Source organism: Aeromonas sp. MdU4, from assembly GCF_041929505.1.
Taxonomy (GTDB): domain Bacteria; phylum Pseudomonadota; class Gammaproteobacteria; order Enterobacterales; family Aeromonadaceae; genus Aeromonas.
Map to the genome: position 1 here is coordinate 1 of NZ_JBHFMW010000053.1, position 26,490 is coordinate 26,490.

A 26,490-nucleotide genomic window follows, 5' to 3' on the forward strand; every position below is an offset into this window, starting at 1 on the left:
GGCCGCTCGGGAACCCCTCCCCAAGTGCGAGGCGCATACTAACAGATCTTCGCTCTTTGTGAACCCCTTGGCGTGCTTCTGGCAGCAAAAAATGACTGTTCGTCGATTTTTTGATACATCGTGCTCAAAATTCAGACTTATCAGCAAGTTGTGCGCTGCTTTTCTATGCAATTTCGCTGCAGGCTTTGGTCGGCGAGTTCCGGATTGTTTGAGGGCAAAGCAAAAAGACCGCCGGACGTGGCGGTCTTTTTTTCAGGATTGAACGTGATGTCTAGCGCGATGATCAGCGCTGGAACGGGTAAACGGGGCCCAGTTTCAGGATCTGGGTCAGCTCGTCCAGCGCGCTGCGAGACTCCTGCACCAGAGTCGGGTCACGCAGGTCGTCGAGGGTTAAGCGGTCGCGGTAGTGGCGATCCACCCAGCCATCAAGGCGGGCGAACTGGTTGTTGTTGATCAGGCAGGCCGGATTGACCGCGGCAAGCTCCTGATCGTTCATGGCAACTCGCAGCCGCAGGCAGGCCGGGCCGCCGCCATTGCGCATGCTCTGCTTCACGTCCATGTAGTGAACGGCCTTGATAGGCGTGTTCATGGTCAGCAACTTGTTCAGGTACGCCGACACCGCCGGATTGTCGCGGCATTCGGTAGGGGCGATGATCGCCATCTCGCCGGAGGGTAGCGTGAGGATCTGGGTGTTGAACAGGTAGGATTTCACCGCATCCAGCACGGATACCTCGGCAGTCGGCACTTCGATAAAGTGCAGCTCTCCTTCACCAAACTTGCCGCGGATCTCGTCCAGTACCGTCTCGGTATTGAGGAACGCCTGCTGGTGGAAGAACAGCACGTTCTGGTTGCCCACCGCGATTACGTCGTTGTGGAATACCCCCTGATCGATCACCTCCGGATTTTGCTGGATAAACACCACACTCTCCTCGCCAAGGCCGTGCAGGCGGGCGATAGCCTGGCTCGCTTCCAGTGTCTGGCGGGCCGGGTAGCGCTTCGGCGCCGGGCGGGAGAGATCAAAGGCGCTGCGGCCATAGACGAACAGCTCTACTCCCGCTTCCCCGTAGGCACGGCAGAGACGGGTGTGGTTGGCCGCCCCCTCGTCGCCGAAGTGGTCGTTCTCCGGCAGATGGAGGTGGTGGCTGAAGTGACGGGCGTTATTAAACACGGCGCGCAGGATCCGGCCAGTGACGTCCGGCTCCAGGGAGCGGTGAAACTTGTTGGTCAGGTTGGCAGGGGTGAAGTGAATGCGGCCATCCTGAGTATCGGCACTTGGGGAGACGGTGGCGGCGTTGGCGGTCCACATGCTGGAGGCCGAATAGCAGGCGGCCAGCACGGCAGGGGCCTGTTTGGCTGCCTGCTCCAGTACTCGGGCATCGCTGCCGGTAAAGCCGAGGCGGCGCAGGGTTGCAAGGTCTGGCCGCTCCTGCGGTGCCAATACCCCCTGGATCATGCCAAGCTCGGTCAGCGCCTTCATCTTGCGCAGCCCCTGTTTGGCAGCCTCTTTTGGATTGGAGGCCTCCTGGGCATTGCTCTGGGAGGCAACGTTGCCGTAGGAGAGGCCAGCATAGTTGTGAGTCGGGCCGACCAGACCGTCGAAATTGACCTCAAAGTGCTTCATTGGGTACATCCTTTCGATTTTTATGATGGGTAGCGGTTCCTTCCGCGCACAATGCGTCGGGGTTGGGCCATTATAAAGAGATTTTATGTTTTTGTAACAAGCTGGTAACTGACAGCTATTTTTATGTCGTTTCAGATATAAAAAGAGGGGCCGTATGGCAGAAAATTGAAAAAGCGGTTGCGTCTGACCTGTTGCCTTCGCATTAATAAATAAAGCAGCAATAAAAGAAGCTGTGTGGTTCGGGCTGGTCGGGCAAATTTGCTTACAAGATTGCTTTTTCGCGCCAAATCTCTTATACAGCCCCACAAAACCGCACACCAACCCCGTCGGGTGCAATGAGGATAATAGTTACAGCATGGGCAAATCACTGGTCATAGTGGAGTCTCCGGCCAAGGCCAAGACGATCAACAAATATCTGGGCAAGGACTACGTGGTGAAATCCAGCGTGGGTCATGTTCGCGATCTGCCCACCAGCGGCAGCGCCAGCACCGAGCCCAAGAAACCTGTCATTCGCGGCATCAAGTTGAGCGAAACCGAGAAGGCTGCCAAGGATCGCAAGGCCCTGTTTGCCCGGATGGGTATCAATCCGACCGCTGGCTGGCAGGCTAACTACCAGATTTTGCCCGGCAAGGAGAAGGTGGTCAGCGAGTTGCAAAGTCTGGCCGAGAAAGCCGACACCATCTATCTCGCAACCGACTTGGATAGAGAAGGAGAGGCGATCGCCTGGCACCTGCGCGAGATCATCGGTGGCGATGACAGCCGCTACAAGCGCGTGGTGTTCAACGAGATCACCAAGAGCGCCATCAAGGAGGCGTTTGCCCAGCCATCCGAACTCAATATTGACCGTGTCAATGCCCAGCAGGCCCGTCGTTTCCTCGACCGCGTGGTGGGTTACATGGTCTCCCCGCTGCTGTGGAAGAAGCTGGCCCGCGGTCTCTCCGCAGGTCGGGTACAGTCCGTTGCGGTGCGCCTCATCGTAGATAAAGAGCGCGAAATCAAGGCGTTCGTACCGGTCGAGTTCTGGGATCTCAACGCCGACCTGCTGACCGCCGAGAAGAGCGAGCTGCGGATGGAAGTGGTCAGCCGCAACGGTGCCGACTTCAAGCCGGTAACCCAGGCCGAGACCTTTGCCGCCGTGGCTGCCCTGGAAGGGGTCGACTACAAGGTAGTGAACCGGGAAGACAAGCCGACTGGCTCCAAGCCTTCCGCGCCGTTCATCACCTCCACCCTGCAGCAGGCGGCCTCTACCCGGCTGAGCTTCGGGGTCAAGAAGACCATGATGATGGCCCAGCGTCTCTATGAAGCGGGTTACATCACCTATATGCGTACCGACTCCACCAACCTCAGCAAAGAGGCGGTTGAAGCGGTGCGTGAATATATCGGCGAGCAGTATGGCGCAGCCTATCTGCCAGCCGAGCCGAATTTGTATGGTGCCAAGGCCAATGCCCAGGAAGCGCACGAGGCGATCCGTCCCTCCAGCGTACTGGTCACGTCCGAGATGCTGGAAGGGATGGAGCCGGATGCCATGCGTCTGTACGATCTCATCTGGCGTCAGTTTGTTGCCTGCCAGATGACCCCGGCCCAGTACGACTCCTCTACCCTGACCGTCAAGGCGGGTGAGTTCGAGCTCAAGGCCCGTGGCCGTACCTTGCGCTTTGCCGGTTGGACCAAGGCGTTGCCGCCGATGGGCCGCAAGGGCGAAGATAGCCAGCTGCCTGCGGTGACCGTTGGCGAGGTGTTGAAACTGGTCAAGCTGGATCCGCGCCAGCACTTCACCAAGCCGCCTGCCCGCTTTACCGAAGCGGCGCTGGTACGCGAGTTGGAAAAACGGGGTATCGGCCGTCCGTCTACCTACGCCTCCATCATATCCACCATCGTTGATCGCGGTTATGTACGGGTCGAGAGCCGTCGTTTCTTCGCCGAGAAGATGGGCGAGATCGTCACCGACCGTCTGGTCGAGAACTTCGTCGAGCTGATGAACTACGAGTTCACCGCCAAGATGGAAGACAAGCTCGATGGCATCGCCGAAGGGAGCCTGGAGTGGAAGAAGGTGCTGGACGCTTTCTACGCCGAGTTTACCCAGGAGCTGGAGAAGGCCGACAAGGCGCCCGAAGAGGGTGGCATGCGTGCCAACCAGATGGTGATGACCGATATCGACTGCCCGGATTGCGGCCGCAAGATGGGTATCCGTACTGCCACCACCGGCGTGTTCCTCGGCTGCTCCGGCTATGCCCTGCCGCCGAAAGAGCGCTGCAAGAAGACCATCAACCTGGTCTCTGCCGACGAGTTTGTCTCCACCACCGACGGTGACGAGGCGGAAACCGAAGCGCTGCGCGCCAAGCACCGCTGCGGCGTCTGTGGCACTGCGATGGATGCCTACATCATCGACGACAGCCGCAAGCTGCACGTCTGTGGTCGCAACCCGGACTGCGATGGCTACGAGATCGAGAAGGGCCAGTTCAAGCTCAAGGGTTACGAAGGGCCGAGCATCGAGTGCGACCGTTGCGGCAGCGAGATGCAGCTCAAGAACGGCCGTTTCGGCAAGTACATGGGTTGTACCAACGAGACCTGCAAGAACACTCGCAAGATCCTGAAAAACGGCGACATCGCGCCGCCGAAAGAGGATCCGGTGCCGCTGCCTGAACTCAAGTGCACCCAGTCCGACGCCCACTTCGTGCTGCGTGACGGGGCTGCCGGTCTGTTCCTGGCGGCCAGTAACTTCCCCAAATCCCGCGAGACCCGCGCGCCGCTGGTGGAAGAGCTGCTGCGCTTCAAGGATCGCATCTCCGCCAAGCACAAGTATCTGGCCGGCGCCCCGCTCACCGATCCGGATGGCAACCCTGCCATCGTGCGCTTCAGTCGCAAGACCAAGGAGCAGTACGTGATGAGCGAGGTTAACGGCAAGGCGACGGGCTGGACCGCTCACTACGACAACGGTACCTGGCAAGAGAGCTTGCCGAAGCCGAAGAAAGCGTGATGAAAAGAGGCCCCGACAAGGGGCCTCTTTGCTTGTCGAGCAGCATATACTGAGTACCAGCTGCAAGGAGTGCAGCGTTGTAACAAGGAGGTGGTGATGGAAATTAACGAGATCCGGCCGGGCATGAGCTGCATGACTCGGGAAGGGGCGGCCTATGTGCTGGAGGTAGATCGGCAGAGCTTGCTGGTGCTGCTGCAGCGCGAAGATGAAACCATTCCGGTGCAGGTGCGTAGCGACGAGATCCTGGCGCCGCTGGAGTGATCCGGCAGTGACCCCCTCAAAACGGCAGTAGAAAAAGCAGCTCGGCCAGATCGGGCTGCCACTTCCACTCCTTCATTCTGACCCGTCCCCCAATCACGACGACACCCTCCTGCTGCAGGCGTCCCGTCTGTTCGGCAAAGCCTTGCGATCCTTTTGGTAAAGAGATGGTGCCTGCGGCACCCAGCACCCGATGCCACGGCAACACCTTGTCGGTTTCCCGCAGCACCTTCCCCACCAGTCTTGCCCGTCCGGGCAGCCCGGCCAGATCGGCCACCTGACCGTAACTGACCACCCTGCCTGCCGGGATCAGGGCGATGATCGCCTCGATTCTTGCCACTTTTTCATGGGAGGGGTGAAACATGGATGCCTGCTGCTGCCGTGGTGCGGATGGGCCATTGTGGCCTCTCGGCGGGGCCGTGAGCAAGGGGGTGGGGATCAGGCGGAATATCGGATATCAGGGGCTGAAATGAAAAAAGGCGGCCTGAGGGCCGCCAAAGTAAAGACAACATTACCTCTGTGGCATCCGGTAGCGCACCTGCAACTGATCGAGGATCTGCAGCTGGCCCGGCAGGCGAGCGGCGAAGTGATCCCAGCCCTTGTGGGCAGGAGCGCTCCAGGCCACCTCGGCCGTGGCCAGCATGCGCGGGAACAACATGTAGTCGAGACGATCACGGCTGGTGATCAATTCTGACCACAAGGGGCTCAGCACCCCGAGGATGTTATCGTTGGCATGGAAATCGGCTGGCGCAGGATCGCACGCATAGACCTGCTCCAGATTGAGGGTACCCGCCCAGTAGAGGCCGGGTTCATGAATATCGGCGCTCCAGGCGAGATCCAGATAGAGGGACTGGGCGGGCGCCATCACCACCGGATAACCCGCCGCAGCGGCGTCCAGCCCCGCCTGAAAGCTGGTCCAGGCACAGACGGCGGCGTTGCGGCTCACCTTGTCGCCGTGCAGGATCTCCTCCCAGCCGATCATCCGCTTGCCCTTGTCGGCCAGATAGCGCTGGCAGTGACGCAGCAGATGGCCCTGCAGCTCGCGGCAGTCGGCGTAGCCCTGTTCGGCCATCAGCTGCTGGCAGGCGGGGCTGTCGGTCCAGACCCCGGTCGGTACCTCGTCACCTCCCATGTGGATCTGCGGGCCGGGGAAGAGTTCACACACCTCGTCCAGTACCGTTTCCAGAAAGCGGTAGGTGCCGGGCAGGGCGGGGTTAAGTACGTTGTCATCGAAATGCTGTACCGAGAGGTAGCGAGAGTGATCCGCCGTTTCGACCAGCAACTCGGGCAGCGCCTTGATGGCGGCGTGGCAGTGGCCCGGAATGTCGATCTCGGGAATGACGGTAATGCCGAGCTCACTGGCGTAGCTCACCAGCTCCTTCACCTCGCTCTGGGTGTAGTAGCCGCCATAGGGCTCGGCGCCACCGCTTAGCTGGGGGCCGATCGCCAGATCGTGGCCGCGCCAGGCGCCCACGTCGGTCAGCGCCGGGAAGGCCTTGATCTCGATCCGCCACCCCTCGTCATCGGTCAGGTGCCAGTGGAAGCGATTGAACTTGTAGAGGCTCATCAGCTTGAGCAGGCGCTTGATAGTTGCCGGGGTATGGAAGTGGCGGGCGCAGTCGAGAAAAATGCCGCGAAAGCCAAAGCGTGGCGCATCCTCCAGCGTGATGCAGGGCAGGCTCTCGCCATGTTGCAGATACCACTGGGCCAGAGTCACCAGCCCATGACGCCAGCCGGTTTCATCGGCGGCGGCGATCACCACCTCCTGCGGTGTGATGGTGAGCTGGTAGGCTTCGGGGGCCAGTTTGGCCTCGGTCAGCCGGATTTCGGCGTCGTGATCCTGCTCCAGCGCCAGCGATGTCAGTTCGTTGAAGTGGGCCAGCAGACCCGGGACATCGTGGGGGGCGCTGACATGGGCTCGCTCGGCCAGCCGGAAGTTCCCCTCCAGCAGCACCAGATGGGCCGGTTGTGGCACGATACCCGGCTGCGGCTCGACCTTGGGCAGGTCGGGGCGGGTCACCGCTGGATTCTCCAGCCCGAGATCCTGCGCGGCCAGGCTCAACGGTAGCAATTGGGCTCCAATAGTCGCCTCCTGCAGGCTAAGGAAGAAGCCCTGCGGCATGTCGGAGAGCTTCTTGATGGGGGTCTGGCGACAGCAAAAGCGCAGCTCGCAACTGCCAGCGTTCGGGACAATCACCTTGTAGCTGCCGCTTTGGCGCTCCAGCTCGCCTCCTTGCAGTGAGTCGGGGTCGATATGGCGGGCCAGACAGAAGTGCAGCTTCCACTTGGTCTCCGGCAAGTGGGATAGGGTGAATTTGAACCAGACATCCTCGCCGTCACGTCGGGCGACCTGGGTGTGGATCAGGGGTGTAGACATGGAAAATCCTCTGATTGGGCAAACAGGATGGCGCCATCGAGCGCATCTGCCTGGGGGGAGATCAGGTTGAGTTGGCCGAGGCGGGGGGCGAGGCGAGAGCCGATCCCGCCCAACAGGGCAATTTGGGTGGCACCCAGCTGGGTCATCCCCTCCAGCAGGATCCGCAGTTGCTCGCAGGTTTCGTCCAGCAGCTGGTTGGCAAGTTCGTCGCCATCGCTGGCGGCATCGAACACCCAGGGGGCCAAGTGGCCATAGTCCGCCGGAATGGCGCGGGCAGCCCAGCGTACTACTTCCGCCTGATCCCGCTTGAAGCGATCAAGCAACCGTATGGCGAGCGTGCTGGGGGGGAGAATACCGTCGTGACAGAGCAAGGATTGCTGGATGGCGCGCAGCCCCAGCCAGGCGCCGCTGCCTATGTCTGAAATGGGAAAGCCGCGGCCGGAACAGGTACGAATTTGACCTGTGTGATAGATCAGCCCCACCGAGCCGGTACCAGCGATCAGAATGGCCCCCTCGCGGCCACCAAAGGCGCCGAGACAGGCGCCGAAGGCATCGGAGGTGAGCTTGACGCTGGCAAAGGGGAAGGGCATCTCGAGCATGGCGTGATAGCAGTCGGCGAGTTCAGCGGAGGCGAGTGCCAGCCCAACCCCCATCTGCTGCTCGCACTCGATGCCGAGTCCGGCCGCAAGGCGGGCGTTGGCGATGGCAGTCAGCACATTGGCATGGGCATGGGGGATGCCCAGCTCCAGATTGGAGCCTGCAGCGCGCCCTTCGCCGAGCAGCTTGCCCGCCCGATCCCGAATGCGGGCGCGGGTGTGGGTGCCACCGCCATCGACCCCGACCCAGTACTCAATCATGGTGACCTCCCGCGGCATTTTGCCAGCTGATGGCCAGGGCAAACCAGGCGGCGTGGGGGATCCACTGTTCACCCCAGCGCCAGTTCTGATCCAGCCGATCCTTGTATGCCTCCGGGATAAAGGCCACATCATTCTCGTCGTCGAAGCCAGCGGTGATGCCGTTGCAGATGCCTCCCTGCGCATTGGGATACCCGGCGGTATAGGCGGGGTTGTTGATGCCATGGCCCGCCAGCATGCAGGCGTTGAACGGGTTCTGCCCGAGGATCCAGTCGAGCTGGCGCTGGCCGTAAGCTATCAGCGGCTGGCTCTGGCGGGGGAAGTTGCGGGCGGCAGCAAAAGCCATGGTCGCCAGCGACGCGAGACGGGCGTTCTCCCCCTGCCACCAGTAACCGGATTCGTTGTGATGGGGCATAAAGAAACTGACGCGGGGCGCTTCATCGACCCCTTTCACATATTGGCGGGCGAGGGAGAAGGGGTTGCCCGCCCGGGTGCACAGTGCCAGTTCGGCGGCCAGTGCCTGCTCGATCACCTTTTGCACCCTGGCCTTGAGCCCCTGATCCGGCTCTATGGCTAGGTACTCCAGCAGCGCCAGCACCGGCAGACCTGCTTCGGCGGCGTGGTAGTAGGGGCGCGAGCCATCCTCGTTGGCCGACCAGTAGTGCCCCAGCTCCGGATGGGGGCGGAGGCGGGCGCAGAGCTTGCTGGCTCGGGCTCTTGCCTCCGCTAGCCACTCGGTGCCGAAGGTGCGGGTCAGCTCCACCGCCGCCAGCAGGGCGCAGTAGTCGTCGATGATGTTTTCGACCCCGTCATCGAGATAGGCAAGGTTGTGCTCACGCAGATGCAGGTAGCCGCGTTTGGCCGCCTCTGCGTAGTGGTTGGTATCGAAGTCGCCGCCGATGTGCTCGCGGGCAGCACGGGCCAGCGCGGCGATGGCCATGCCACCCCCTTGCCGGAAACCGGCCTGCCAGTTGGCTGATTTGAGCCCCTGCTGGGTGGCGTAGGCGCACAGCTCGCGCTGGGCGGGGTCCTTGCTCCACTTGTCGAACAGGGTCATGTAGAAGAAGCCCGACTCATCCTGCATCCGGCAGAGGAAATCGGCACCGTGCAGCGCCTCGTCATTGAGCCGCTTGCAGAGGTTCACCCCGTCGATATCGCGGCGCGGGGCCAGTAGTTCCCGGCACTTAAGCAGGGCCCACACCACCATGGGGGTCTGCTGCGGGTTGAGGTAGTTGGCGTAGGATAGGTGGCTCAGGTACTTGCTCATGTCGCCACTGGCATCGAACCAGCCGCCGTGCACGTCTTTGTGCTGGTTGGTGCCAAACAGGCGGGCGCTGCGGTCAGCCCGATCAATGATGCCGCTGGCGCGCTGTCCCTTGAAGTAGTGGATGACGTCGGAGAGGCAGCGGCTGGCCAGCAGATCCTGGCCGATGGCGAAGCGGGTCGAGCGGACAATGCCCTGAGCTGTTATGGCCTCCAGCCGATAGTGGCCGGGCTCTTTGAAGGCGGAGAAGTCTGCACGCCAGTAAGCGCGCCCCTGCCAGCCGGGGACGTTGCCAGCCGCTTGCAGCGGGGTTTCAAACAGAGTCTGGCCATCATCGAGGCGTTGCAGCCTGACGTAGCCGCCGAGATCATGGGCGGGGGAGGCTTGCAAGAGGGCTACCTTGTGCCCGTCGCACTCGTAGCCCACCTGATTGATCAAGAGTTCCATCAACGTTTTACTCCTGTGTTTCACCGTCTTGCGGTGAGGCACATCACGGGGCCGTGGCCGCCCCGTATCGAGGCATGGCCGGACAGTGCTGTCCGGCCGGTATAGAGTTCACCATCACTCGTAGAGGTAGCAGCGCACGAAGTGGTTGTCGGCAAGCTTGGTGATGGCAGGCAGCGCTTCCTTGCAGCGGGGCATTGCCTGATTGCAGCGCCCGGCAAACGGGCAACCACAGGACTCTGGCGTCCAGAGCGGGATCTCCCCTTTGCGACCCCCTTCCAGCTCGGCGTGGATACTCTTTTCAGGATCCGGTACAGCCGAGATGAGCAGCTGGGTATAGGGGTGTTGCGGGTGGTGCAGGATCTCGTCCACCTCGCCCCACTCCACCATGTGCCCAACGTACATCACCGCCAGATCTTCCGCCACGTAGCGGGCGGTGGCGATGTCGTGGGTGATGTAGAGCATGGAGACACCCAGCTCGTCCTTCATCTGCTCCATCAGGTTGAGGATGCCGATGCGAATGGAGACATCTAGCATGGAGGTGGGTTCATCCGCCAGCACCACTTCCGCCTCTACCGCCAGATTGCGGGCGATATTGACCCGCTGGCGCTGGCCGCCGGAGAGCTGGTGCGGGTATTTGGCCGCGGTCGCCTTGGCCGGGGTCAGACCGACCTTCTCCAGCAGGGCGTAAACCATGTCGGGCAGATCTTTCTTGTCGATTACCTTGCTGTGCAGCAGCAGGGGGCGGGCGATGTGGTGGTAGATGGTGTGGGTCGGGTTTAATGAACCAAACGGGTCTTGCCACACCATCTGCACGCTCTGGCGATAGTCGAGCAGGGCGGTGCCCTTGTTGAACTCCTCCAGATCGTGGCCGTGAAAAAGGATGCGCCCGGCACTGAGCTTGTACATCTTGGCGATGATCTTGGCGATGGTGCTCTTGCCGGAGCCCGACTCCCCGACCACCGCCAGGGCGCGGCCCCGGTGCAGGTTGAAGGTGATGTCGGAGAGGGCTCGCATCTTGCCACTCTTGATGGCATTGGAGTTGATGGGGAAGTCCTTGTAGAGGTGCTGGACTTCAATGATGGGGGCATCGGTTTTGGCGATTTGCATGACAGACATCCTTAACAGCCAGCGGCCTTGTCCAGATAGATCACGGTATCTTGTTGCAACCTCGGTTCTTCATAGAGGTGGCATGCGGTCTGTTGCCCGGGACGGATCTCGGCCAATCTGGTGTACTCCTGACGGCAGCGATCGTGCACCTTGCCGCAACGGGCCTGAAAGCGGCAGCCGACCGGCACCTCCAGCAGATTGAGCGGTGTGCCCGGGATCCCCTCCAGCACCTTCTTCGGCCCGTGCAGGGGCGGGAAGGAGTTGCCAAGCCCCTTGGTATAGGGGTGCAGTGGCGCAGTCAGGATCGCCTTGGAGGGGGCGACCTCCACCAGTTCACCGGCATACATGATGCCGATGCGATCGCAAAACTCCACCATCAGGGAGAGGTCGTGGGTAATGAACAGAATGGAGAAGTTGAACTTCTCTTTCAGGGCATAGACCTTCTGCAGGATCTCCCGCTGTACCACCACATCGAGCGCCGTGGTCGGCTCGTCCATGATCAGCAGCTCGGGGTTGAGCGCCATGGCGATGGCGATCACCAGCCGCTGGCGCATGCCGCCGGAGAACTGGTGCGGGTAATCCTTGAGCCGACTCGGGTGGATGTCGACGATGGTCAGCAGTTCCTGAGCGCGCTTGATCGCCTCGTACCGGGTCATGCCGGGGTTGTGGGCCAGCAGCACGTCACAGAACTGCTCCTCCATCCGCAACACCGGGTTCAAGGCATTCATGGCGGACTGGAACACCACCGACACCTGTTGCCAGCGATAGGAGCGCAGCCGCTCGTCGTTGTAGTGGAGGATGTTCTCTCCCTTGAACAGGATCTCGCCGCCGCTGATATAGGCAGGCGGCTTGTGCAGCCGGGCGACCGAGAAGGCGACGGTGGATTTGCCACAGCCGGACTCACCGGCGAGACCGAAGATCTCGCCCTGTTTGATATCGAAGCTGACCGAGTTGACGGCGCGCACGTCGCCGTTTTCGGTGATGTAGTCGACGCAAAGATTGCGTACCGACAGCAGGGGATGTTTGTTCATGCTGTCTTCTCCTGAACGGCTGGCATCGGCGTAGCGAGTTTCTTCCAGCGGTTGAGCCCTTTGTGGGAGCGCAGTTGCGGGTTGGCGATCTCGTCGATGGCGAAGTTGAGCAGGGCCAGGCCAGCACCGAGCGTGGCGATGGCGAAGCAGGGGGCCAGCACTTCCCACCAGGCACCGATCAGGATGGCACTGGAGGTTTGAGCGTTATAGAGCATGATGCCCCAGCTCACGACGGTCGGGTCGCCAAGGCCCAGGAACTCCAGGGTCGCTTCGGTGACGATGGCGTAGATGATCGAGCCGATGAAGCTCACCCCGATGATGGAGATGAGGTTGGGCAGGATCTCCACCAGAATGATGCGCCAGGCTGGCTCGCCCAGCACTTCGGCGGCGATGACAAACTCTTTTTCGCGCAGCGCCAGGGTCTGGGCCCGGATGACCCGCGCGCCATAGGCCCACGAGGTCAACCCTATTATCACCGCAATCACCGTCGGCGACGCCTCCCCGATAAAGCTCGCCAGTACCAGTAGCAAGGGGAGGTTGGGGATCACCAGCACCACGTTCATCAGGAAGGTGAGGCACTCATCAATCAGACCGCCGAAATAACCGGCTGTGATGCCGATGGCAACGGCCAGGGTGCAGACCAGCAGGCCGGCGCTGAAGCCCACCATCAGGGAGATGCGGGCACCGTTGGTGAACTGGGCCCAGATATCGTGGCCCATGCGGGTGGACCCCATCACGAACTCGGCACTGGGCGGCTGGTGCGGGCGAGCCACCCGTTTGGTCGGCTCGTTGCTGGCCAGAATGGGGGCAAAGATGGCCATCAGTACGAAGGCAACCACGATGGCGAGGCCACAGGCGGCTTTGCGGTTGCCTAACAAGATTTTGAGAATGGTCGGCATACGCATCTTATTTGCCTCCTGTACGCAGACGGGGATCCAGGAAGACGTAGAGCACGTCGGCCAGGAAGTTGAAGCTGAGCATGGTGATGGTCATGATGAGCAGCTGCCCCTGAATCAGCGGGTAGTCGCGGGCCAGAATGCCCTGATAAAGGGTCAGCCCCAGCCCCGGGTAGTTGAAAATAACCTCGGTGATGAGAGAGCCGCCGATGACGAAACCGAGTGCCATGGAGAGGGCGGTGACGCTGGGCAGAATGGCGTTGCGGGCGCCGTAGTTGAAGATAACCCGGTTGTTGGAGAGCCCCTTGGCCTTGGCCATGGTGATGTAATCCTCACCGAGCAGGTTGATCATGTTGTTGCGCATGGTGATGAGGAAGCCCCCCACCTGCACGATGGCAAGGGTCAGCACCGGCATGATGGCGTGGGTCATGATGCTCTTGATGTGCTCCCAGCCCCAGTCAGCCTTGATCTCCGGGCTGTAGGCGTAGCCGATGGGTAGCCACTCCAGACTCACCCCGAACAGGAACAGGGCAAGCAGGGAGACCACCACCGGCGGAATGGCCTGCATCACCAGAGTGAGCGGGGAGAGGATGCTGTCCATCCGGCCACCGCGATACCAGGCCGCGAAGATCCCGACGATGGAACCGATGGAGAAGCTCAGGATGGTGGAGGTGCCGACCAGAAACAGGGTCCAGCCGATGGCACGGCCCAGCACGTCAGAGACCTGCTGTGGATAGAAGCGCACCGAAGTGCCGAGATCCCAGGTGAAGACACTCTTCACATAGGTGAGAAACTGGGTGCCGATGGGGCCGTCAACAAAACCGAAGGTAGCTTTAAGGGCCTCCAGGGCTGCGGGTTCCATCATGGCGCCAGCGCGGGCAAACATCACGGAAACGGGATCGCCAGGCATGGCTCGTGGTAACAGGAAGTTGATGGTGGCGGCTACCAGAAAGGCAACCAAGTAGAAGGAGAAACGTCTCAGTATGAATCCCATGATAGTACCTTTTACTGCAAGCCTACCCCGCGTCGGGTATAGCTACCCCAACCCCGGCAGAACCGGGCAAGAGGGGAGATACACGGGGAAGATGGCCCCCCGCAGGGGGCCGGGATTGTTTAGCTGTTTGGCTTGAGGGACAACACGTGCAGCAGACGCTCAGGGGTGTCCGGATGGAGCTGAGGTTTGGCTACCGGGTTGTCGGCACTGAACCAGCCATGGAAGCGCTTGGTGCTGTACTCGTACCAGGTCGGGTTGTTAAAGACCGGAATGATGGTCTGGTTGGCACCCACCCGCTCCTGAATGGCGAACATGATCTCCTTCTGCTTGGCCGCATCGGCGGTCTGGGTGAAATCATCGATCAGTTTGTCGAGTGCAGGATCCTTGTAGCGGGGCGCTGCAAAGCGGTTGCCACGCTCACCCATGTTGCGGGAGTGGAAGGCGGTCTCGAAGTACTTGTGCGGGTTGGCACCGGCAAAGTAGCCCTGCAGCGCCACATCAAAGTCGCCAGTGATGAGGTTCTCGGTCCAGACGGTTGCTTCCGGGGTAGAAGTCTTGGCATTCAGGCCAAGAGCTTGCAGTCCTTCCACACCGATCTGTACTGTGTTGACCCAGTCGGTCCAGCCGTTCGGTACCAGCACTTTGAACTCGATCTTCTGGCAAGTCGGGGTGTCGAGGAACTTGTCGCCGTCACAATCTTTGTAGCCAGCCTGCTTCAGCAGGGCTTTGGCGCCTTCCAGATCGTACTTGTTGAATTTGCCGTATTTCTTGTCGACATCCGGGTTGTTCCAGGAGTCGAACGCCTTGCCGAGCCCTGACGGGTATTCGTTGACAGTCGGGTAGCCGTAGCCTGCGATATCCACCATGGACTGGCGGTCCATCGCCATGGAGAAGGCGCGGCGGAAGTTGATGTCGTTGAAGGCTTCGTGGTTACCCGGGTTCTTGGTCTGGAAGTTGACGTTGAACGCGACGGTGCCGGAGGCCGGGAACCAGTACTTGTTGTTCTTCGGATCGTTACCGACGTAGAGGCGCTCGATGTCCGGCACGAAAGAGCCGAACCAGTCGATGTCACCCTTCATGACTGCAGCCAGCACCTGATCGTTGGTGGCCATCTGCGGCATGCGGATACAGTCGATGGCGAGGTTGGCGTTATCCCAGTAGTGCGGGTTGCGGCACTGGGTGTAGAGCTGGGCGGAGAAGTTGTCCACCTCGGTGAACGGGCCGGTACCGACTGGCTTGTCATTGGTGAAGGCAACCGGATCTTTCACCGACTTCCACTGGTGTTCCGGCACGATGGGCACCAGTACCAGGTCATTGACTACGTTGGTGTTGACCTCGGTCAGGTCAAATTTGACCTTGTTGGGTGCAAGCTTCTCGACGCCTTTGATCTGGGTCCAGATTGAGCGCTCATCCAGCGCCTTGTTGGCCTTCACCAGATTGAAGGAGAAGAGGATGTCATCAGCGGTAAAAGGCTGGCCATCAGACCACTTCACCCCATCACGCAGGTCGAAGGTGACGGATTTCAGATCTTTGCTGAACGCGTAGTTGGTGGCCAGACGATAGACGGGTTTACCCCCTTGCATATCGTTGAAGATCACCAGCGGTTCATAGATGAAGTGACGGGTGGTGTGCAGCAAGCCCGCTTGCAGGAAGGGGTTGAAGTTTTTGACCCAGGCGGTTTCCTGTTGTGCGACCATGGTCAGCACGGTTTTGTTGTCAGCGGCCATGGCGTTGCTGGCAGCACCGGCAAGCATCATGGTTCCCAGCATTACAGCGGTAGAGATTTTGGATACTTTGGCAAGCATATGTTTTCCTTTCTTATTTTTTGGCATTCCCGGGGGTTCGCCTTGTTTTGTGTGAGCACCGTTCTCGCATGCTGATGAGAGCGGCCCTCGGTGTTGGTCAGGTTTCTAACCTTTGTCGTTCTGTTTTCCAACGTCCCTAGCAAACCAGAATTAACAGGAAAACAACAACTATTGATTTCGTTGTTTTCGTAAAAATTGACGGTGTTACGTCAAAATCGTCAAAATTTATTTTTATACATTTAATATCAATTGGTTACGTTTATTGGTTTCACGTAGAAAGTGCCGTTCAAAAAGGTATTTATGACGAATATGTGAATTGGATCTGCTCTCTGTTGCGAGCTTGTGCGCGACGTTGTTTTGCGCAAAAAATAATCTATGGCACAAAGTGTGAGCTAGTCCACATTCGTCATGACGAGTTACACCTTGCGATTGGCAAGTTGTCGCAGGGTCTGGGCGCTTTGTTGCAGCTGTAGCCGCAAGTGGTCGTTGAGCGGGCAATGGCTCAGCACATATTCGGTAGTGGCTACCACGGTTTTCCAGCGCGGTGACTTGGGCAGGGTGTCCAGATGGAGGTATTTGTCGAGGGTGCGGGTTTGCGGGCTGGATCTGTCCATATAGACCCGCCACAGCTTGCTCTTCTCGGCCAGCACAATCTTGCCCTTGCCGGTGCCTTGCTGCCAGGCGTCGAGTGTCAGCTGCATGGTATCCACCAGTGCCCGGCGCAAGGGATCATCATCCTGTTGGCGAATGAGGTCATCGGCCAGCGAGCGGAATTCGCCACCCAGCCGACTCAGTTCACCCAGCAGTTGATCATCCTCGATGATGGCCTGACGGGAGAGGTTCTTGAGGGCGTTTTCCAATGCCATCACCCGGTTCTCATCTTGCCGTTGTTCGGTCGTCAAGGTGAGAGCGAAGGCGCTCTGCCCACCCAGGCTGACTGGCAGTGCCCGGGCATTGAGCACATCTTTTTGGCCGACAACCAGAAACTCCAGATTATGCTCCCTTTCGTCAGTCAGATTGGGCCACTGTTGGTTGAGTGGGGTAGCCAACCACTCATCCAGCGGTTGTCCCTCCATGATCTCCGGCTCTTGACCCAGCAAGCGAGCCAGTACCCGGGAGGCGAACAACACGGTGCCCTGCTCATCGATAAAGACCATGGGGTCTGCCCCTTCACCAAGTAACGCCAGCAGCCGCTGCTGATCCTGATGGAGCCGCTCCTGCAGGGTGAGGCGGTGCTCAATTTCCTGTTTGAGCAGCCGATTCTCCACCAGCGAGGCGCGCCCAGCCTTGGCATCCAGCAATGCCTTGACCCGGGCGAACAGCTCCTCCTTGCAGAAAGGCTTGACCAGATAGTCGTTGGCACCGGCACCGAAGCCCTCCTCAATGTCCTTGGGCTGGTTGAGGGCGGTGAGCAACAGTACCGGCAGCATCTCCTTGGGGTGCTGCTCGCGCAGACGGCGGCAGACATCGAAACCGGAGAGGGTCGGCATCATCACATCGAGCAGAATGAGGTCGACCGGCTCTTCGGCCAGCTTGGTCAGTGCATCGTGACCGTCACTGCTGGGCAGGATGCGATAGCCGCAGGGTTGCAGCAGATGACGCAGGATATGCAGGTTGATGGGCTCGTCATCCACCACCAGGATGAGCGGCGCATCCTCTGGGGGTGGTGGCAGATCATCGCTATCCCAGTCTGGCAGGATCAATGGCTGTTGGCGCACCAGCTGATGCTCTATCTGGCGGCTGTCGAGGGTCAGGTTACCGGTTTTCCCGGTAGCCAGCGGCAGGGTAAAGGCAAAGGTGGATCCGACACTCGGTTCGCTTTCGACACTGAGCTCACCGCCCATCAGATCTACCAGTTGGCGGGTGATGGAGAGGCCAAGCCCTGCCCCCTGTTTGCTGACCTCCGGGCTCATCTGTACCAGTGGTTCGAAGATGTGCTCCAGATTATCCGGCGATATTCCGATGCCGGTGTCGGTCACCCTGATTCGCAGGAAGTTGCCTTCCACCATGGCGCTCAGCACCACCTTGCCCTGTGGCGTGTACTTGATGGCGTTGCCTACCAGGTTGTAGAGCACCTGTTCGAGCCGTTGCTCGTCGGCCAGAACGGGGGGCAGTTCAGCAGGGCTGATATCTACCAGAGTAAGGGGTTTGGCCTGTACCAGATGCTGGCAGAGATCGAGCACCAGCCGGATAACCCCTTTCGAGGCGACCGGTTGTGGGTGGATCTCCAGCTGGCCATAGCGCATCTGGTGGTAGTCGAGCAGATCGTCCACCAGACGGGCCAGACCATCGGCGCTCTTGATGATGAGGCCGAGCTGCTTCTGCTGCCCTTCGGTGAGGTCCTGCTGGCTGGCGAGCATGGACTCGGCCATCCCCTTGATGCCGTGGATGGGGGTACGCAGCTCGTGGGAAGTATTGGCCAGCAGTTCGTCCTTGAGTTTGTCCGCCTGCTGCAGACTGAGGTTCTGTTTGTGGGTCAGTTTGACCTGTTGCTGCAATTCGAGGGTCTGCTGTTCGATCAGCTCGATCTTCTCCTTCACCGAGCGCTGCATATGGCGGAACGCCTCGGCGAGCCGGTCGATATCATCACCGGTGCGCTCGATGGCGATAGGGTGATCCAGCGCGCCATCGGCGACTTGTTCGGCCGCTTCGGTCAGGGAGCGCAGCGGTGCCGTGATGGAGTGGGAGAGCCAGCGGGAGAAGAGGATGAGTAACAGCACCGAGCCAGCCCCCAACACGATGACGAGGGTTTCAAGCTGGCGGATCGGGGCATAGGCTTCCCGGGTGGATATCTCGGCAATAAATGCCCATTCGGTGTCGAACACCTTCACTTGGGTATAGGCCGCCAACACCTCGTCATCCTGATAGGATCTAAACAGTCCGACCCCTTGCTCACCGGACAGCGTCTTGGTGATGAGCGGGGTTTGCAGTGGTCTGAAATTGGGGCTGAAGCTGTTCTCGACACTGAACTCCGGCGCTAGCCAGGCATCGGCGCGCATCCGTTTGTCGGGGCCGATCAGGATGGTCTCGCCGGTTGCGCCAAGTCCTTCCCGCTCAGCCATGATCTGGTTGAGTTTGTCTGGCAGCAATTCGAAGATGACCACCCCGCGCACATAGTCGTATTGCATGACCGGGGCCGCCATGTAGGCGACCACTTGCCCGGTCAGCTCATTGCGGCCGAAGTCGGTGAACTCGAAGATCTGCTGGGGTTTCTGGCCACCATCGAGGCGCCGCTTGATCTTGGCAAAGGTCTGGCCCAGACCGCTTGACTGATAGGGGCCGGAGAGCAGATTGGTGGCAAAGTTGGCGTGTTTGGTAACCGAGTAGACCACATCACCGTTGAGATCGATCAGGAAGATATCGCTGTAGTTGGATTTGCGCACCATGTCGGCATAGCCGCGATGAAAGCGCTGGTGCACTCGGCCATACATCTCGTCGGCGAGGATCAGGGCGCTGATAGAGGGTTCGATTTCTACTTGAGTATCCGGTTTTTGCAACTGATCCCATGATCCAGGCACATAGCGGGCATGGGCGCGAGCGCGAGCCTCTTGCGGCGTGGTACCCAGTTTCTCGAAGGCACCGGTAAAACCGTAGAAACGGCCGATACTGTTGCCAGCGAAATCCTGTTGGGAAAAGTTGATGATCTGCTCTTTGAGGTTGTTGAAGTAATCCTCGAGCTGGCTTTTCTTGATATTACGGACGGAGACCAGATGGTTGGAGGTCTGGGTGGTGAGATCCTTGCCGTGGCTATATAGGAAGAAGAGGGTGATGACCAAAAATGGCACCATCCCCAACATGAAAAAAGCCAGCATTAACTGCGGCCTGAGTCCACGAAGCTTGAAGATCCATTTCATCTTGTGACTTTCAATTGAGAATCCAGTTATTAAGCTGTTCAAGTCTCAAACTAAAGCGTAATCATTTCAACGACTTTATCCCAAATTCGCTTGGTTGGTCACAGCTGGATGCGGAAATTTGCAGCAACCCGTTTAAACCATGAGCAAACAGTCTGGTGAGAGGCTTAAAGTAAGAAAAAAGGGTTGTGCTGTCGCGCTGGGTACGTATAATGCGCCTCGTTGTCAGGTAACTGGCACGCGGCAGTAAAGCGGGAATAGCTCAGTTGGTAGAGCACGACCTTGCCAAGGTCGGGGTCGCGAGTTCGAGTCTCGTTTCCCGCTCCAATTTCCATCGCACCAACGATGGATATCACTCTCAAGACAATCAGTCTTGTCAGCATGGCGCGTTAGCAAAGCGGTTATGCAGCGGATTGCAAATCCGTTTAGTCCGGTTCGACTCCGGAACGTGCCTCCATATCTCAGTTACTTTCTTCTCATTGTTTACCGCAAAGCGTGGTCAGTACCCTTGCTGAAGCAATAGTTGTTCACAGCCAGCCTGTTTCCACTCACGCTCCAGATAGTGACTCACATCTGCCATATTTTGCCCTCTATATTGAAACTGCACCTCTGCACTGCGCTGGCTGAGATCTGCAATCTGTTGCTTCAAGGTACCGCATTGCCACAGGCTGACGGTGGGAACACCACGTTCGGCCAGCACGATGGCATCTTCCCGGTTCAACTGCCACTCCTCCAGCTGTGCCCGTGTCAGGGCGACCATCACAACCAGTAGTGTTACTTCTGACAGTTTCATCTGCATCTCCTCGCTGCATGTTTTTCCACACATAACTGTGGCAAAGCGCACGATTTTCGCAAGTTTGTTAATTGTTGGTTAATGACGTAACCCATTTTCATTATTTCTATTTTTTAGTCATTTTTTTACGAAAAAAGAGGCTTATGATGTAGTAATCCTACATGGAGAGGAGTAATCTTTGCTCAGTGGTCTTACCAGTAAGGAGTCGCATCATGTTTCATCCCTTTTCCCTGACTCAGATTATTCTGCGTCGTATCTATGTATTGCTGGTGGGTATTCTGGCTTTCCCTGTGATGCTGTTTCGTAGCGATCGTGCTCGTTTCTACAGCTATCTGCACCGCATCTGGAACAAAACCAGCACCAAGCCGGTTTGGCTCAAGATGAGTGAACGTGGCGAGCGAATTTTCTACTAAGCCTTTGTTCGACTTCGATAAAAAAGACAGCTTCGGCTGTCTTTTTTATATGTTTAAAAACATATCATTAACAATTGGAGCTGCAATTATCCGACTTTTCATGACATGCTGTGGAGGAGATACCCCGGAGCATGAGTTTTTCCGATAATGCCCATTCGCCGATGCCCCACGCTCGAAGAGTCCTCTGATACAAGGAGATGCGATGTTCATTCGTCAAGCCACTGTTACTGATATACCGGCACTGGTTGCCATGCGGATGACACTTTTTTGCGAGGTAGGGGAGCTGGCGACGCCTGACGCGGATCACTCTTTGCTGTTGGCAACCCGGGACTATTTCACCAGGGCTCATGCTGAAGGCTCAGCGTTATCCTGGGTAGCTGAAGTCGATAAACAGCTGGTCGCGGTGGGTACTCTGGCACTGTTTGCGAGGCCACCCTATCCCGGTAACCTGGCAGGAAAAGAGGCCTATTTGCTCAATATGTATACGTTGCCAAGCTGGCGTCAGAAGGGGATCGCCACAGCTCTTCTCGATACCATTGCCGCATATGCAGAGTCATGCCAGCTGGGCAAGGTGTGGCTGCATGCCAGTGAAGCCGGGCGTCCTCTCTATGAGCGGATCGGTTTTGTGGCCAATCCAGCGTATATGGAGTGGCTGTTGCCCTTAGGGTAGGCAAGACGGCCCCGTGACGATTTTGCGGCTTTGGTGAGAGGTCGGCTCTTTGCTTTGCACAATATATGTGGTGTCAGATGGGAGTGTCGCTATGCGCCAACTATGCTGATGGAGCACCCCACCATTATCTTATTGATCTGCCGCGGGGTTTAGCCATGGTGGGCGCCAGTCTGGAGGGTATGTTTCGATGTTCAATAGCAAATTGAAAGCCGAGTTGCAGCAGTGTCAGGATCAACTTCTGGAGCAACAGGGATTTTTTGACGCGGTGCACGGCAGTGTCGCGACCATCACCTTCAGCCCGGATGGCACCGTGCTGGCAGCCAACGATCTCTTTCTCAACGTCGTGGGGTTTAGCGCTTCCGAGGTGGTGGGTCAGCATCACCGGATCTTCTGCGACAAGCAGTATGCCCAGAGCAGTGCCTATCAGCAGTTTTGGGCAGATTTAAAGCTGGGCCGTTCCCGCTCCGGCGTTTTTCAGCGGTTCAACAAACGGGGTGAGGCGATCTGGCTGGATGCGACCTATTTCCCTGTCAAGTTGCGGGGCGTGGTGACCAAGGTGATCAAGATCGCTGCCGATATCACCGATCACCATTTACAACTGCTCAGTCAGCAGGCGGTGGCGAAAGCGCTCGATCGTTCGCTGGCTGTCATCGAGTTTGCACCGTCCGGTGAGGTGCTTACCGCCAACGCCAACTTCCTCCATACCATGGGTTACACCCTTGCTCAGGTGCAAGGCAAGCATCACCGTATCTTCTGCGATGACCACTTCTATCAGGAGAACCCCCACTTCTGGGAAGAGCTGGGACGTGGCCAGTTCAAATCCGGGCTCTTCTGTCGCTACAATGGCCACGGTAGCAAGGTCTGGCTGGAGGCCACCTACAACCCGATCGTGGATGACAATCGCCGGGTGGTGAAAGTGATCAAGTTTGCCAGTGACATCACGGAGCGGGTCAACAAGAACGACGCGGTACGCGAAGCTGCGCTGCTGGCTCACGATGCGGCCCGTGAAACACTGAGTTGCGCCGAGCGCGGGGCTGGTCTGCTGGCCTCGGTGGTCGATACCTCTAGCCTGATTGCCAGCCAGTTGACCCACAGCATTGGCCTGATCAACCAGTTGAACGAGCAGTCGCGCAGCATCGAGGCGATTGTCTCTACCATCAGCAGCATTGCCGATCAGACCAATCTGCTGGCTCTCAATGCGGCCATTGAAGCCGCCCGGGCCGGGGAGCAGGGGCGCGGTTTTGCGGTGGTGGCTGACGAGGTGCGCCAACTGGCTTCCCGCACGTCGCTCTCTACCGACGAGATTGCCAAGGTAGTACAGAATAACCGCGAGCTGACCGCCAAGGTCACCGCCGAGATGTCGGGTGTGGCGAGTAGCGCCGAGCTCGGCAAGCAGCAGGTTGGCGAGGTCAGCGAGGTGATGAGCGAGATCCGCAAGGAGGCAAACAATGTCTCCGATACGGTTTCCGGTCTGGCCATGTAACTCACCTGGCTACAATCCATCCGGGCACTGATGCACATCTGAGCGGTCAGTGCCCCAATCTGAACACCTCCTGTATCACTCCACCATTGTGAATTGTCCCTGCCCCCTCTCTTGCTTAGGCTTGCCGCCTTATTTATTTCGGAGCAGGAACAGAACACGATGGTATTACAACAGAAGGGGCGGGCAATGGCCCTGCTGGTTATGGTCGCGAGCATGGGTCTGGGCGGCTGTATGGGGCAGATGGGGCTTTCTGGCATGGTCACCAAAGGCAATCTGAGCGTGGTGGATAACCGCTACGGTCGTGCCGGGGTCTTTATGCTGCTTGCCCCTGTCTATGGTCTGGCTGCGACTGCTGACCTGTTCGTCTTCAATACCATCGAGTTCTGGTCTGGCAAAAACCCCATTACCGGCAAGTCACCTGCCGTGGTGGACATAAAAACCAACCCGGTGATCAAGGTGAACCAGCATCTGGATCCAGCCCTCAAAAAAGTACCGCTAGCCATGTTGCCGCAAGGGGTTCGCGAGGTGGAGATCAGCTACCCGGATGAGCGAACTGCCCAGATGGAAGTGCACTATCTGGATGGCAGCAGCAGCATGATGCGCGGCGAGAAGCGTGGTGATCTGATGGACATCTATTTTGATGGCAGATTTGTCTCTACCCTGACCCGATCAGAGCTGGAGCAGATGAGCGAGAACGCCAGCGCGGCAGTCTGATCATAAGGTCCATGCCGAGACAACAAACGCCCCGCCATTGCGGGGCGTTTTTTATTGGGTTTACCCGGGTTGCTTGCGATGGGGCGGGGTGAGGATCAACCCCAGCAAGCGGCGCAGGTGGGTGAGTTGCTCGGTTAGTTGGACGTTGAGCCAGAGATAGCCATTGATGGCCGCTTCGGTGTTGGGGGGCAGCGAAACCTGCGTCGCTACCTCGTGCAGGCGGGCGATGGCGGCGTCTGCGGCGCGCCCGTCACCGGTGTGCATCATCAGGGCGAGCTGGCTGATCGCCTCTTCGGTCGCCTGATGGCAGGCGTGCAGCTCGCGGGTGCTCTGCATCAGAAAATGGCTCTCCCGATCGTTCCAGTAGGTGTTGGCCAGCATCTCCAGGGTGCAGAGGGTGTTGCGCATGGTGACCTGCACCGCATCAAACAGGGCAACGCTGTGGCGAGTCTCCTTGGCTGCGGGCGCCAGCAGGGCACGCAGTTTGCCGGTCTGGGCCAGCAGTTGGGAGAGGTTGTGCTTGAGGCGCGGTCGTTCCAGCACATTGGGGGAGAGGTGGGTGTGATAGAGCCGCCCCGACTGCTGCAGGATCTGGTGCAGTTGCAGCCGCCAGTGGCTGTAGGCCCGCTGGGGATAGATGCTGCAAAAGAGCAGCGCCAGCAGGGAGCCCAGAATCACATCGGCACTGCGCCACATGGCTGTTTCTATATCTCCCGGCATCGCTCCCATGGTAACTCCCAGCGTGATGCCGATCAGCAGCCCCACATAGGGGCGTTTGCCGAGTGCCAGATAGCCGCACAGGAACATGATGCAACCGCACCAGATCAGGGTGAGCGGCAGGGAGTAGATCTCCAGATAGAGCGCCACTACCCCGCAACCTGCGCCGAAGATGGTGCCCACCACTCGCTGCAGGGCGCGGGAGAGTACATTACCCCAAAACGAGATGGGGCCCATCACCACCACCAGGGTGATCAGTGGCCAGGTGCTCTCAGGTAATTTGAGCTCGCGGGTCAGCAAAAAGGTGAGCATAAAGGCGAGCGCAATACGCAGGCCGTGCACGATCCGGTAGCGGCCATAGACCAGTAGATCGAGTCGGGAGAGGGGGACATCAAGACGCACAGTGAGCCTCGTATCAGGTTGCCGGTCAGGTTGGTGACGGGGCGTCATGCATCCGGCTGACGCCCGGTTTGGTTATCAGGCCAATCGCCCCTGCAGGGGGTGGATCCAGACCCGCTCGCCCACAGCGATCCCGGGTTGGTCCGGCACAATCTCAATCAGACAGTTGGCATCGGCCATCGAGCTGAGAATGCCGGAGCCCTGCGGCCCGGTAGTGCGCACTCGCAGCTGGCCATTGCAGTCCTGATGGAAGATGCCGCGCAGAAACTCGGTGCGCCCGGGGCGGCTCTTCATCTTCTCGTCAGCCAGTGCCGACAGGCGCAACGGCTGCCACAGCTTACCCTGCAAGCGGGCGATGGCGGGCTCGACAAACTGCAGGACGCAGATCATCGCCGCCACCGGATTGCCCGGCAAACCGAAGAAGGGAGTTTGCCCCAGTTTGCCAAAGGCCAGCGGGCGGCCCGGCCGCATCTGGATGCGCCAGAAATCGATCTGGCCAAGCTCCGTCAGCACCAGCTTGATAAAGTCGGCATTGCCCACCGACACGCCGCCCGAGCTCAACACCAGATCAGCGCTGGCGGCGGCCTGCTCCAGCTGCTGGCGCAGGATGGTCTTGTCATCGGGGATGATGCCAAGGTCCATCACTTCGCAACCGGCGGCGCGAATAAGGGCCATCAGGGTGAAGCGGTTGCTGTCGAAGATATGGCCGGGAGCCAACTCTTCGCCCGGCGCCTGCACCTCGTCGCCAGTGCTGAACAGTGCCACTTTCAGCGGGGTACGCACACTGAGCGTGGCTTGCCCGAGCGACGCCGCCAGCCCCAGCTGGGGGGCGCCGAGGCGGGTCCCGACCGGAATGGCGATCGCGCCTTTGGCCAGATCTTCACCGGCCATCCGCACGTTCTGCCCGGCCCGAACGGGGGCGGTGACCGTGACCCACTCACCTTCAATATGGGTCTCTTCGCGCATCACCACGGTATCGACACCGGGTGGCAGCGGAGCACCGGTCATGATCTGCACCGCCTGACCAGCCAACACCGGCTCGTGGCGCTGCTGGCCCGCCAGCACTTCACCCACCAGCTGCCAGCGACCGGCGGCGAGATCGTCGCTGCGCAGGCCAATGCCGTCCATCGCCGAGTTGGCGTGGGGGGGGACATTGATGGGGCTAACCAGATCGGCCGCCAGCACGGCGCCATGGCACTCGGGCAGCGGCTGGTCGCTGCAGGCGGTGCCTGGGGTGAGTGCCTCAAGAATGGCGTTGCGGGCCGCTTCTACCGAGAGGAATCCCTTGCCCGCTTCCGGCTCTCTGGTCTGACGACCGTCAAGCCAGCTGCAGACGAAGTCGGCGATGGCCGCCAGATCGTTGATATCGAGTCGCGGCAGGGTGGTCTCTGCCGGCTGATCGCTGGCCAGGGCGATGATGTCGCCATCGTCCGGAAAGAGCAGCGGCTTGCCAATCTCGGCGCGGTGCAGCTCGATTTTCGGGAAGTGTTCGTGCTTGAACCCCTCGACCAGCAGCAGATCGAGTTCAGTCTGATCGAAGCTTGCCAGCAGCTGGCGAAAATCAGCTTCGGCCAGCTCGGTCTCAATGATGCGAGCATGACGACGGCGGGAGGCCACCATCATCTGCTGGGCACCCGCCTTGCGCAGCCGATGGCTGTCCTTGCCCGGCTGGTCGATGTCAAAGTCGTGGTGGGCGTGTTTGAGCACCCCGATGCGCAGGCCGCGATCCACCAGCAGGGGGATAAGCTGCTCCAGCAAGGTGGTTTTGCCGGTGCCGCTCCAGGCGGCAAAGCCGAGCAGGGGAAGAGTGGGGGCCGGG

Annotated in this window: 20 protein-coding genes and 2 tRNA genes; 8 read left to right on the forward strand and 14 right to left on the reverse strand. The window is 59.4% G+C overall.

What is annotated here, in order from left to right; translation table 11 throughout:
* Positions 1-283: 283 nt before the first annotated feature.
* Positions 284-1,621, reverse strand: a complete 1,338-nt coding sequence (astB, locus tag ACE1BR_RS22845; RefSeq protein WP_374874344.1) for an N-succinylarginine dihydrolase — start codon at positions 1,619-1,621, stop codon at positions 284-286.
* Between the two features lie 355 nt (positions 1,622-1,976).
* On the opposite strand from astB, the gene topA reads away from it, so the two are divergent.
* Both topA and ACE1BR_RS22855 read left to right on the forward strand, forming a co-directional pair.
* Entirely contained in the window at positions 1,977-4,598 is a 2,622-nt protein-coding gene (gene topA / locus ACE1BR_RS22850; protein ID WP_374874346.1) for a type I DNA topoisomerase, read from the forward strand.
* 96 nt (positions 4,599-4,694) lie between these two features.
* Positions 4,695-4,859 carry a hypothetical protein gene (locus ACE1BR_RS22855; RefSeq protein WP_162850141.1) on the forward strand — a complete coding sequence of 55 codons (165 nt, stop codon included), beginning with the start codon at positions 4,695-4,697 and terminating at the stop codon, positions 4,857-4,859.
* A gap of 16 nt (positions 4,860-4,875) precedes the next feature.
* Here ACE1BR_RS22855 and ACE1BR_RS22860 read toward each other — a convergent pair whose 3' ends face one another.
* The 10 genes from ACE1BR_RS22860 to ACE1BR_RS22905 form a co-directional block, all read right to left on the reverse strand.
* Entirely contained in the window at positions 4,876-5,220 is a 345-nt protein-coding gene (locus tag ACE1BR_RS22860) for an MGMT family protein (RefSeq protein WP_374874349.1), read from the reverse strand.
* A gap of 147 nt (positions 5,221-5,367) precedes the next feature.
* Positions 5,368-7,233, reverse strand: coding sequence for a beta-N-acetylhexosaminidase (locus ACE1BR_RS22865; protein ID WP_374874351.1), 1,866 nt, complete (start codon positions 7,231-7,233; stop codon positions 5,368-5,370).
* Positions 7,218-8,090, reverse strand: a complete 873-nt coding sequence (locus ACE1BR_RS22870) for a BadF/BadG/BcrA/BcrD ATPase family protein (protein WP_374874353.1) — start codon at positions 8,088-8,090, stop codon at positions 7,218-7,220. The genes ACE1BR_RS22865 and ACE1BR_RS22870 overlap by 16 nt, the downstream gene beginning before the upstream one ends.
* Entirely contained in the window at positions 8,083-9,798 is a 1,716-nt protein-coding gene (locus ACE1BR_RS22875; protein ID WP_374874355.1) for a glycoside hydrolase family 9 protein, read from the reverse strand. Before ACE1BR_RS22875 ends, ACE1BR_RS22870 begins: the two co-directional genes overlap by 8 nt.
* 114 nt (positions 9,799-9,912) lie before the next feature.
* A complete protein-coding gene (locus tag ACE1BR_RS22880) occupies positions 9,913-10,905 on the reverse strand; it encodes an ABC transporter ATP-binding protein (RefSeq protein WP_374874357.1) in 993 nt (330 codons plus the stop codon).
* Positions 10,906-10,916: 11 nt separating this feature from the next.
* Positions 10,917-11,936 carry an ABC transporter ATP-binding protein gene (locus tag ACE1BR_RS22885; protein ID WP_374874359.1) on the reverse strand — a complete coding sequence of 340 codons (1,020 nt, stop codon included), beginning with the start codon at positions 11,934-11,936 and terminating at the stop codon, positions 10,917-10,919.
* A complete protein-coding gene (locus tag ACE1BR_RS22890) occupies positions 11,933-12,841 on the reverse strand; it encodes an ABC transporter permease (RefSeq protein ID WP_374874361.1) in 909 nt (302 codons plus the stop codon). The genes ACE1BR_RS22885 and ACE1BR_RS22890 overlap by 4 nt, the downstream gene beginning before the upstream one ends.
* Position 12,842: 1 nt before the next feature.
* Entirely contained in the window at positions 12,843-13,826 is a 984-nt protein-coding gene (locus ACE1BR_RS22895; RefSeq protein ID WP_374874363.1) for an ABC transporter permease, read from the reverse strand.
* A 119-nt stretch (positions 13,827-13,945) separates the two neighbouring features.
* Positions 13,946-15,631 carry an ABC transporter substrate-binding protein gene (locus ACE1BR_RS22900; RefSeq protein ID WP_374874365.1) on the reverse strand — a complete coding sequence of 562 codons (1,686 nt, stop codon included), beginning with the start codon at positions 15,629-15,631 and terminating at the stop codon, positions 13,946-13,948.
* Positions 15,632-16,047: 416 nt separating this feature from the next.
* Complete coding sequence (locus tag ACE1BR_RS22905) at positions 16,048-19,485, reverse strand: ATP-binding protein (RefSeq protein ID WP_374874367.1); 3,438 nt, start codon at positions 19,483-19,485, stop codon at positions 16,048-16,050.
* A 248-nt stretch (positions 19,486-19,733) separates the two neighbouring features.
* Between ACE1BR_RS22905 and ACE1BR_RS22910 the strand changes: the two genes are divergently transcribed.
* Both ACE1BR_RS22910 and ACE1BR_RS22915 read left to right on the forward strand, forming a co-directional pair.
* Positions 19,734-19,809 (forward strand) — tRNA-Gly (locus ACE1BR_RS22910).
* Positions 19,810-19,865: 56 nt separating this feature from the next.
* Positions 19,866-19,939 (forward strand) — tRNA-Cys (locus ACE1BR_RS22915).
* A gap of 42 nt (positions 19,940-19,981) precedes the next feature.
* On the opposite strand, the gene ACE1BR_RS22920 is transcribed toward ACE1BR_RS22915, so the two are convergent.
* On the reverse strand, positions 19,982-20,275 hold the full coding sequence (locus ACE1BR_RS22920; protein ID WP_374874369.1) for a hypothetical protein: 294 nt from the start codon (positions 20,273-20,275) through the stop codon (positions 19,982-19,984).
* 212 nt (positions 20,276-20,487) lie between these two features.
* Between ACE1BR_RS22920 and ACE1BR_RS22925 the strand changes: the two genes are divergently transcribed.
* The 4 genes from ACE1BR_RS22925 to ACE1BR_RS22940 all read left to right on the forward strand — a co-directional run bounded on the left by ACE1BR_RS22925 (position 20,488) and on the right by ACE1BR_RS22940 (position 23,555).
* Positions 20,488-20,688 (forward strand): YbfA family protein, encoded by a 201-nt coding sequence (locus ACE1BR_RS22925; protein WP_005334863.1) that lies wholly within the window; start codon positions 20,488-20,490, stop codon positions 20,686-20,688.
* Between the two features lie 202 nt (positions 20,689-20,890).
* Positions 20,891-21,358, forward strand: coding sequence for a GNAT family N-acetyltransferase (locus ACE1BR_RS22930; RefSeq protein ID WP_374874371.1), 468 nt, complete (start codon positions 20,891-20,893; stop codon positions 21,356-21,358).
* A 187-nt stretch (positions 21,359-21,545) separates the two neighbouring features.
* Positions 21,546-22,841, forward strand: a complete 1,296-nt coding sequence (locus ACE1BR_RS22935; protein ID WP_374874373.1) for a methyl-accepting chemotaxis protein — start codon at positions 21,546-21,548, stop codon at positions 22,839-22,841.
* Positions 22,842-23,000: 159 nt separating this feature from the next.
* Positions 23,001-23,555 carry a DUF3332 domain-containing protein gene (locus tag ACE1BR_RS22940; RefSeq protein WP_374874375.1) on the forward strand — a complete coding sequence of 185 codons (555 nt, stop codon included), beginning with the start codon at positions 23,001-23,003 and terminating at the stop codon, positions 23,553-23,555.
* Between the two features lie 60 nt (positions 23,556-23,615).
* Here the strand turns inward: ACE1BR_RS22940 and ACE1BR_RS22945 are convergent, their stop codons facing one another.
* Both ACE1BR_RS22945 and ACE1BR_RS22950 read right to left on the reverse strand, forming a co-directional pair.
* Positions 23,616-24,674: an FUSC family protein gene (locus ACE1BR_RS22945; RefSeq protein ID WP_374874377.1), complete on the reverse strand. Its 1,059-nt coding sequence runs from the start codon at positions 24,672-24,674 to the stop codon at positions 23,616-23,618.
* A gap of 75 nt (positions 24,675-24,749) precedes the next feature.
* Positions 24,750-26,490: bifunctional molybdopterin-guanine dinucleotide biosynthesis adaptor protein MobB/molybdopterin molybdotransferase MoeA (locus ACE1BR_RS22950; RefSeq protein WP_374874379.1), on the reverse strand; the 1,741-nt coding region annotated here is incomplete at its 5' end.

Excerpts from the sequence above, each read along its gene's own strand:
- astB (WP_374874344.1), bottom strand. The coding sequence starts at position 1,621 with ATGAAGCACTTTGAGGTCAATTTCGACGGTCTGGTCGGCCCGACTCAC.
- topA (WP_374874346.1), top strand. The coding sequence starts at position 1,977 with ATGGGCAAATCACTGGTCATAGTGGAGTCTCCGGCCAAGGCCAAGACG.
- ACE1BR_RS22855 (WP_162850141.1), top strand. The coding sequence starts at position 4,695 with ATGGAAATTAACGAGATCCGGCCGGGCATGAGCTGCATGACTCGGGAA.
- ACE1BR_RS22860 (WP_374874349.1), bottom strand. The coding sequence starts at position 5,220 with ATGTTTCACCCCTCCCATGAAAAAGTGGCAAGAATCGAGGCGATCATC.
- ACE1BR_RS22865 (WP_374874351.1), bottom strand. The coding sequence starts at position 7,233 with ATGTCTACACCCCTGATCCACACCCAGGTCGCCCGACGTGACGGCGAG.
- ACE1BR_RS22870 (WP_374874353.1), bottom strand. The coding sequence starts at position 8,090 with ATGATTGAGTACTGGGTCGGGGTCGATGGCGGTGGCACCCACACCCGC.
- ACE1BR_RS22875 (WP_374874355.1), bottom strand. The coding sequence starts at position 9,798 with ATGGAACTCTTGATCAATCAGGTGGGCTACGAGTGCGACGGGCACAAG.
- ACE1BR_RS22880 (WP_374874357.1), bottom strand. The coding sequence starts at position 10,905 with ATGCAAATCGCCAAAACCGATGCCCCCATCATTGAAGTCCAGCACCTC.
- ACE1BR_RS22885 (WP_374874359.1), bottom strand. The coding sequence starts at position 11,936 with ATGAACAAACATCCCCTGCTGTCGGTACGCAATCTTTGCGTCGACTAC.
- ACE1BR_RS22890 (WP_374874361.1), bottom strand. The coding sequence starts at position 12,841 with ATGCGTATGCCGACCATTCTCAAAATCTTGTTAGGCAACCGCAAAGCC.
- ACE1BR_RS22895 (WP_374874363.1), bottom strand. The coding sequence starts at position 13,826 with ATGGGATTCATACTGAGACGTTTCTCCTTCTACTTGGTTGCCTTTCTG.
- ACE1BR_RS22900 (WP_374874365.1), bottom strand. The coding sequence starts at position 15,631 with ATGCTTGCCAAAGTATCCAAAATCTCTACCGCTGTAATGCTGGGAACC.
- ACE1BR_RS22905 (WP_374874367.1), bottom strand. The coding sequence starts at position 19,485 with ATGAAATGGATCTTCAAGCTTCGTGGACTCAGGCCGCAGTTAATGCTG.
- ACE1BR_RS22920 (WP_374874369.1), bottom strand. The coding sequence starts at position 20,275 with ATGAAACTGTCAGAAGTAACACTACTGGTTGTGATGGTCGCCCTGACA.
- ACE1BR_RS22925 (WP_005334863.1), top strand. The coding sequence starts at position 20,488 with ATGTTTCATCCCTTTTCCCTGACTCAGATTATTCTGCGTCGTATCTAT.
- ACE1BR_RS22930 (WP_374874371.1), top strand. The coding sequence starts at position 20,891 with ATGTTCATTCGTCAAGCCACTGTTACTGATATACCGGCACTGGTTGCC.
- ACE1BR_RS22935 (WP_374874373.1), top strand. The coding sequence starts at position 21,546 with ATGTTCAATAGCAAATTGAAAGCCGAGTTGCAGCAGTGTCAGGATCAA.
- ACE1BR_RS22940 (WP_374874375.1), top strand. The coding sequence starts at position 23,001 with ATGGTATTACAACAGAAGGGGCGGGCAATGGCCCTGCTGGTTATGGTC.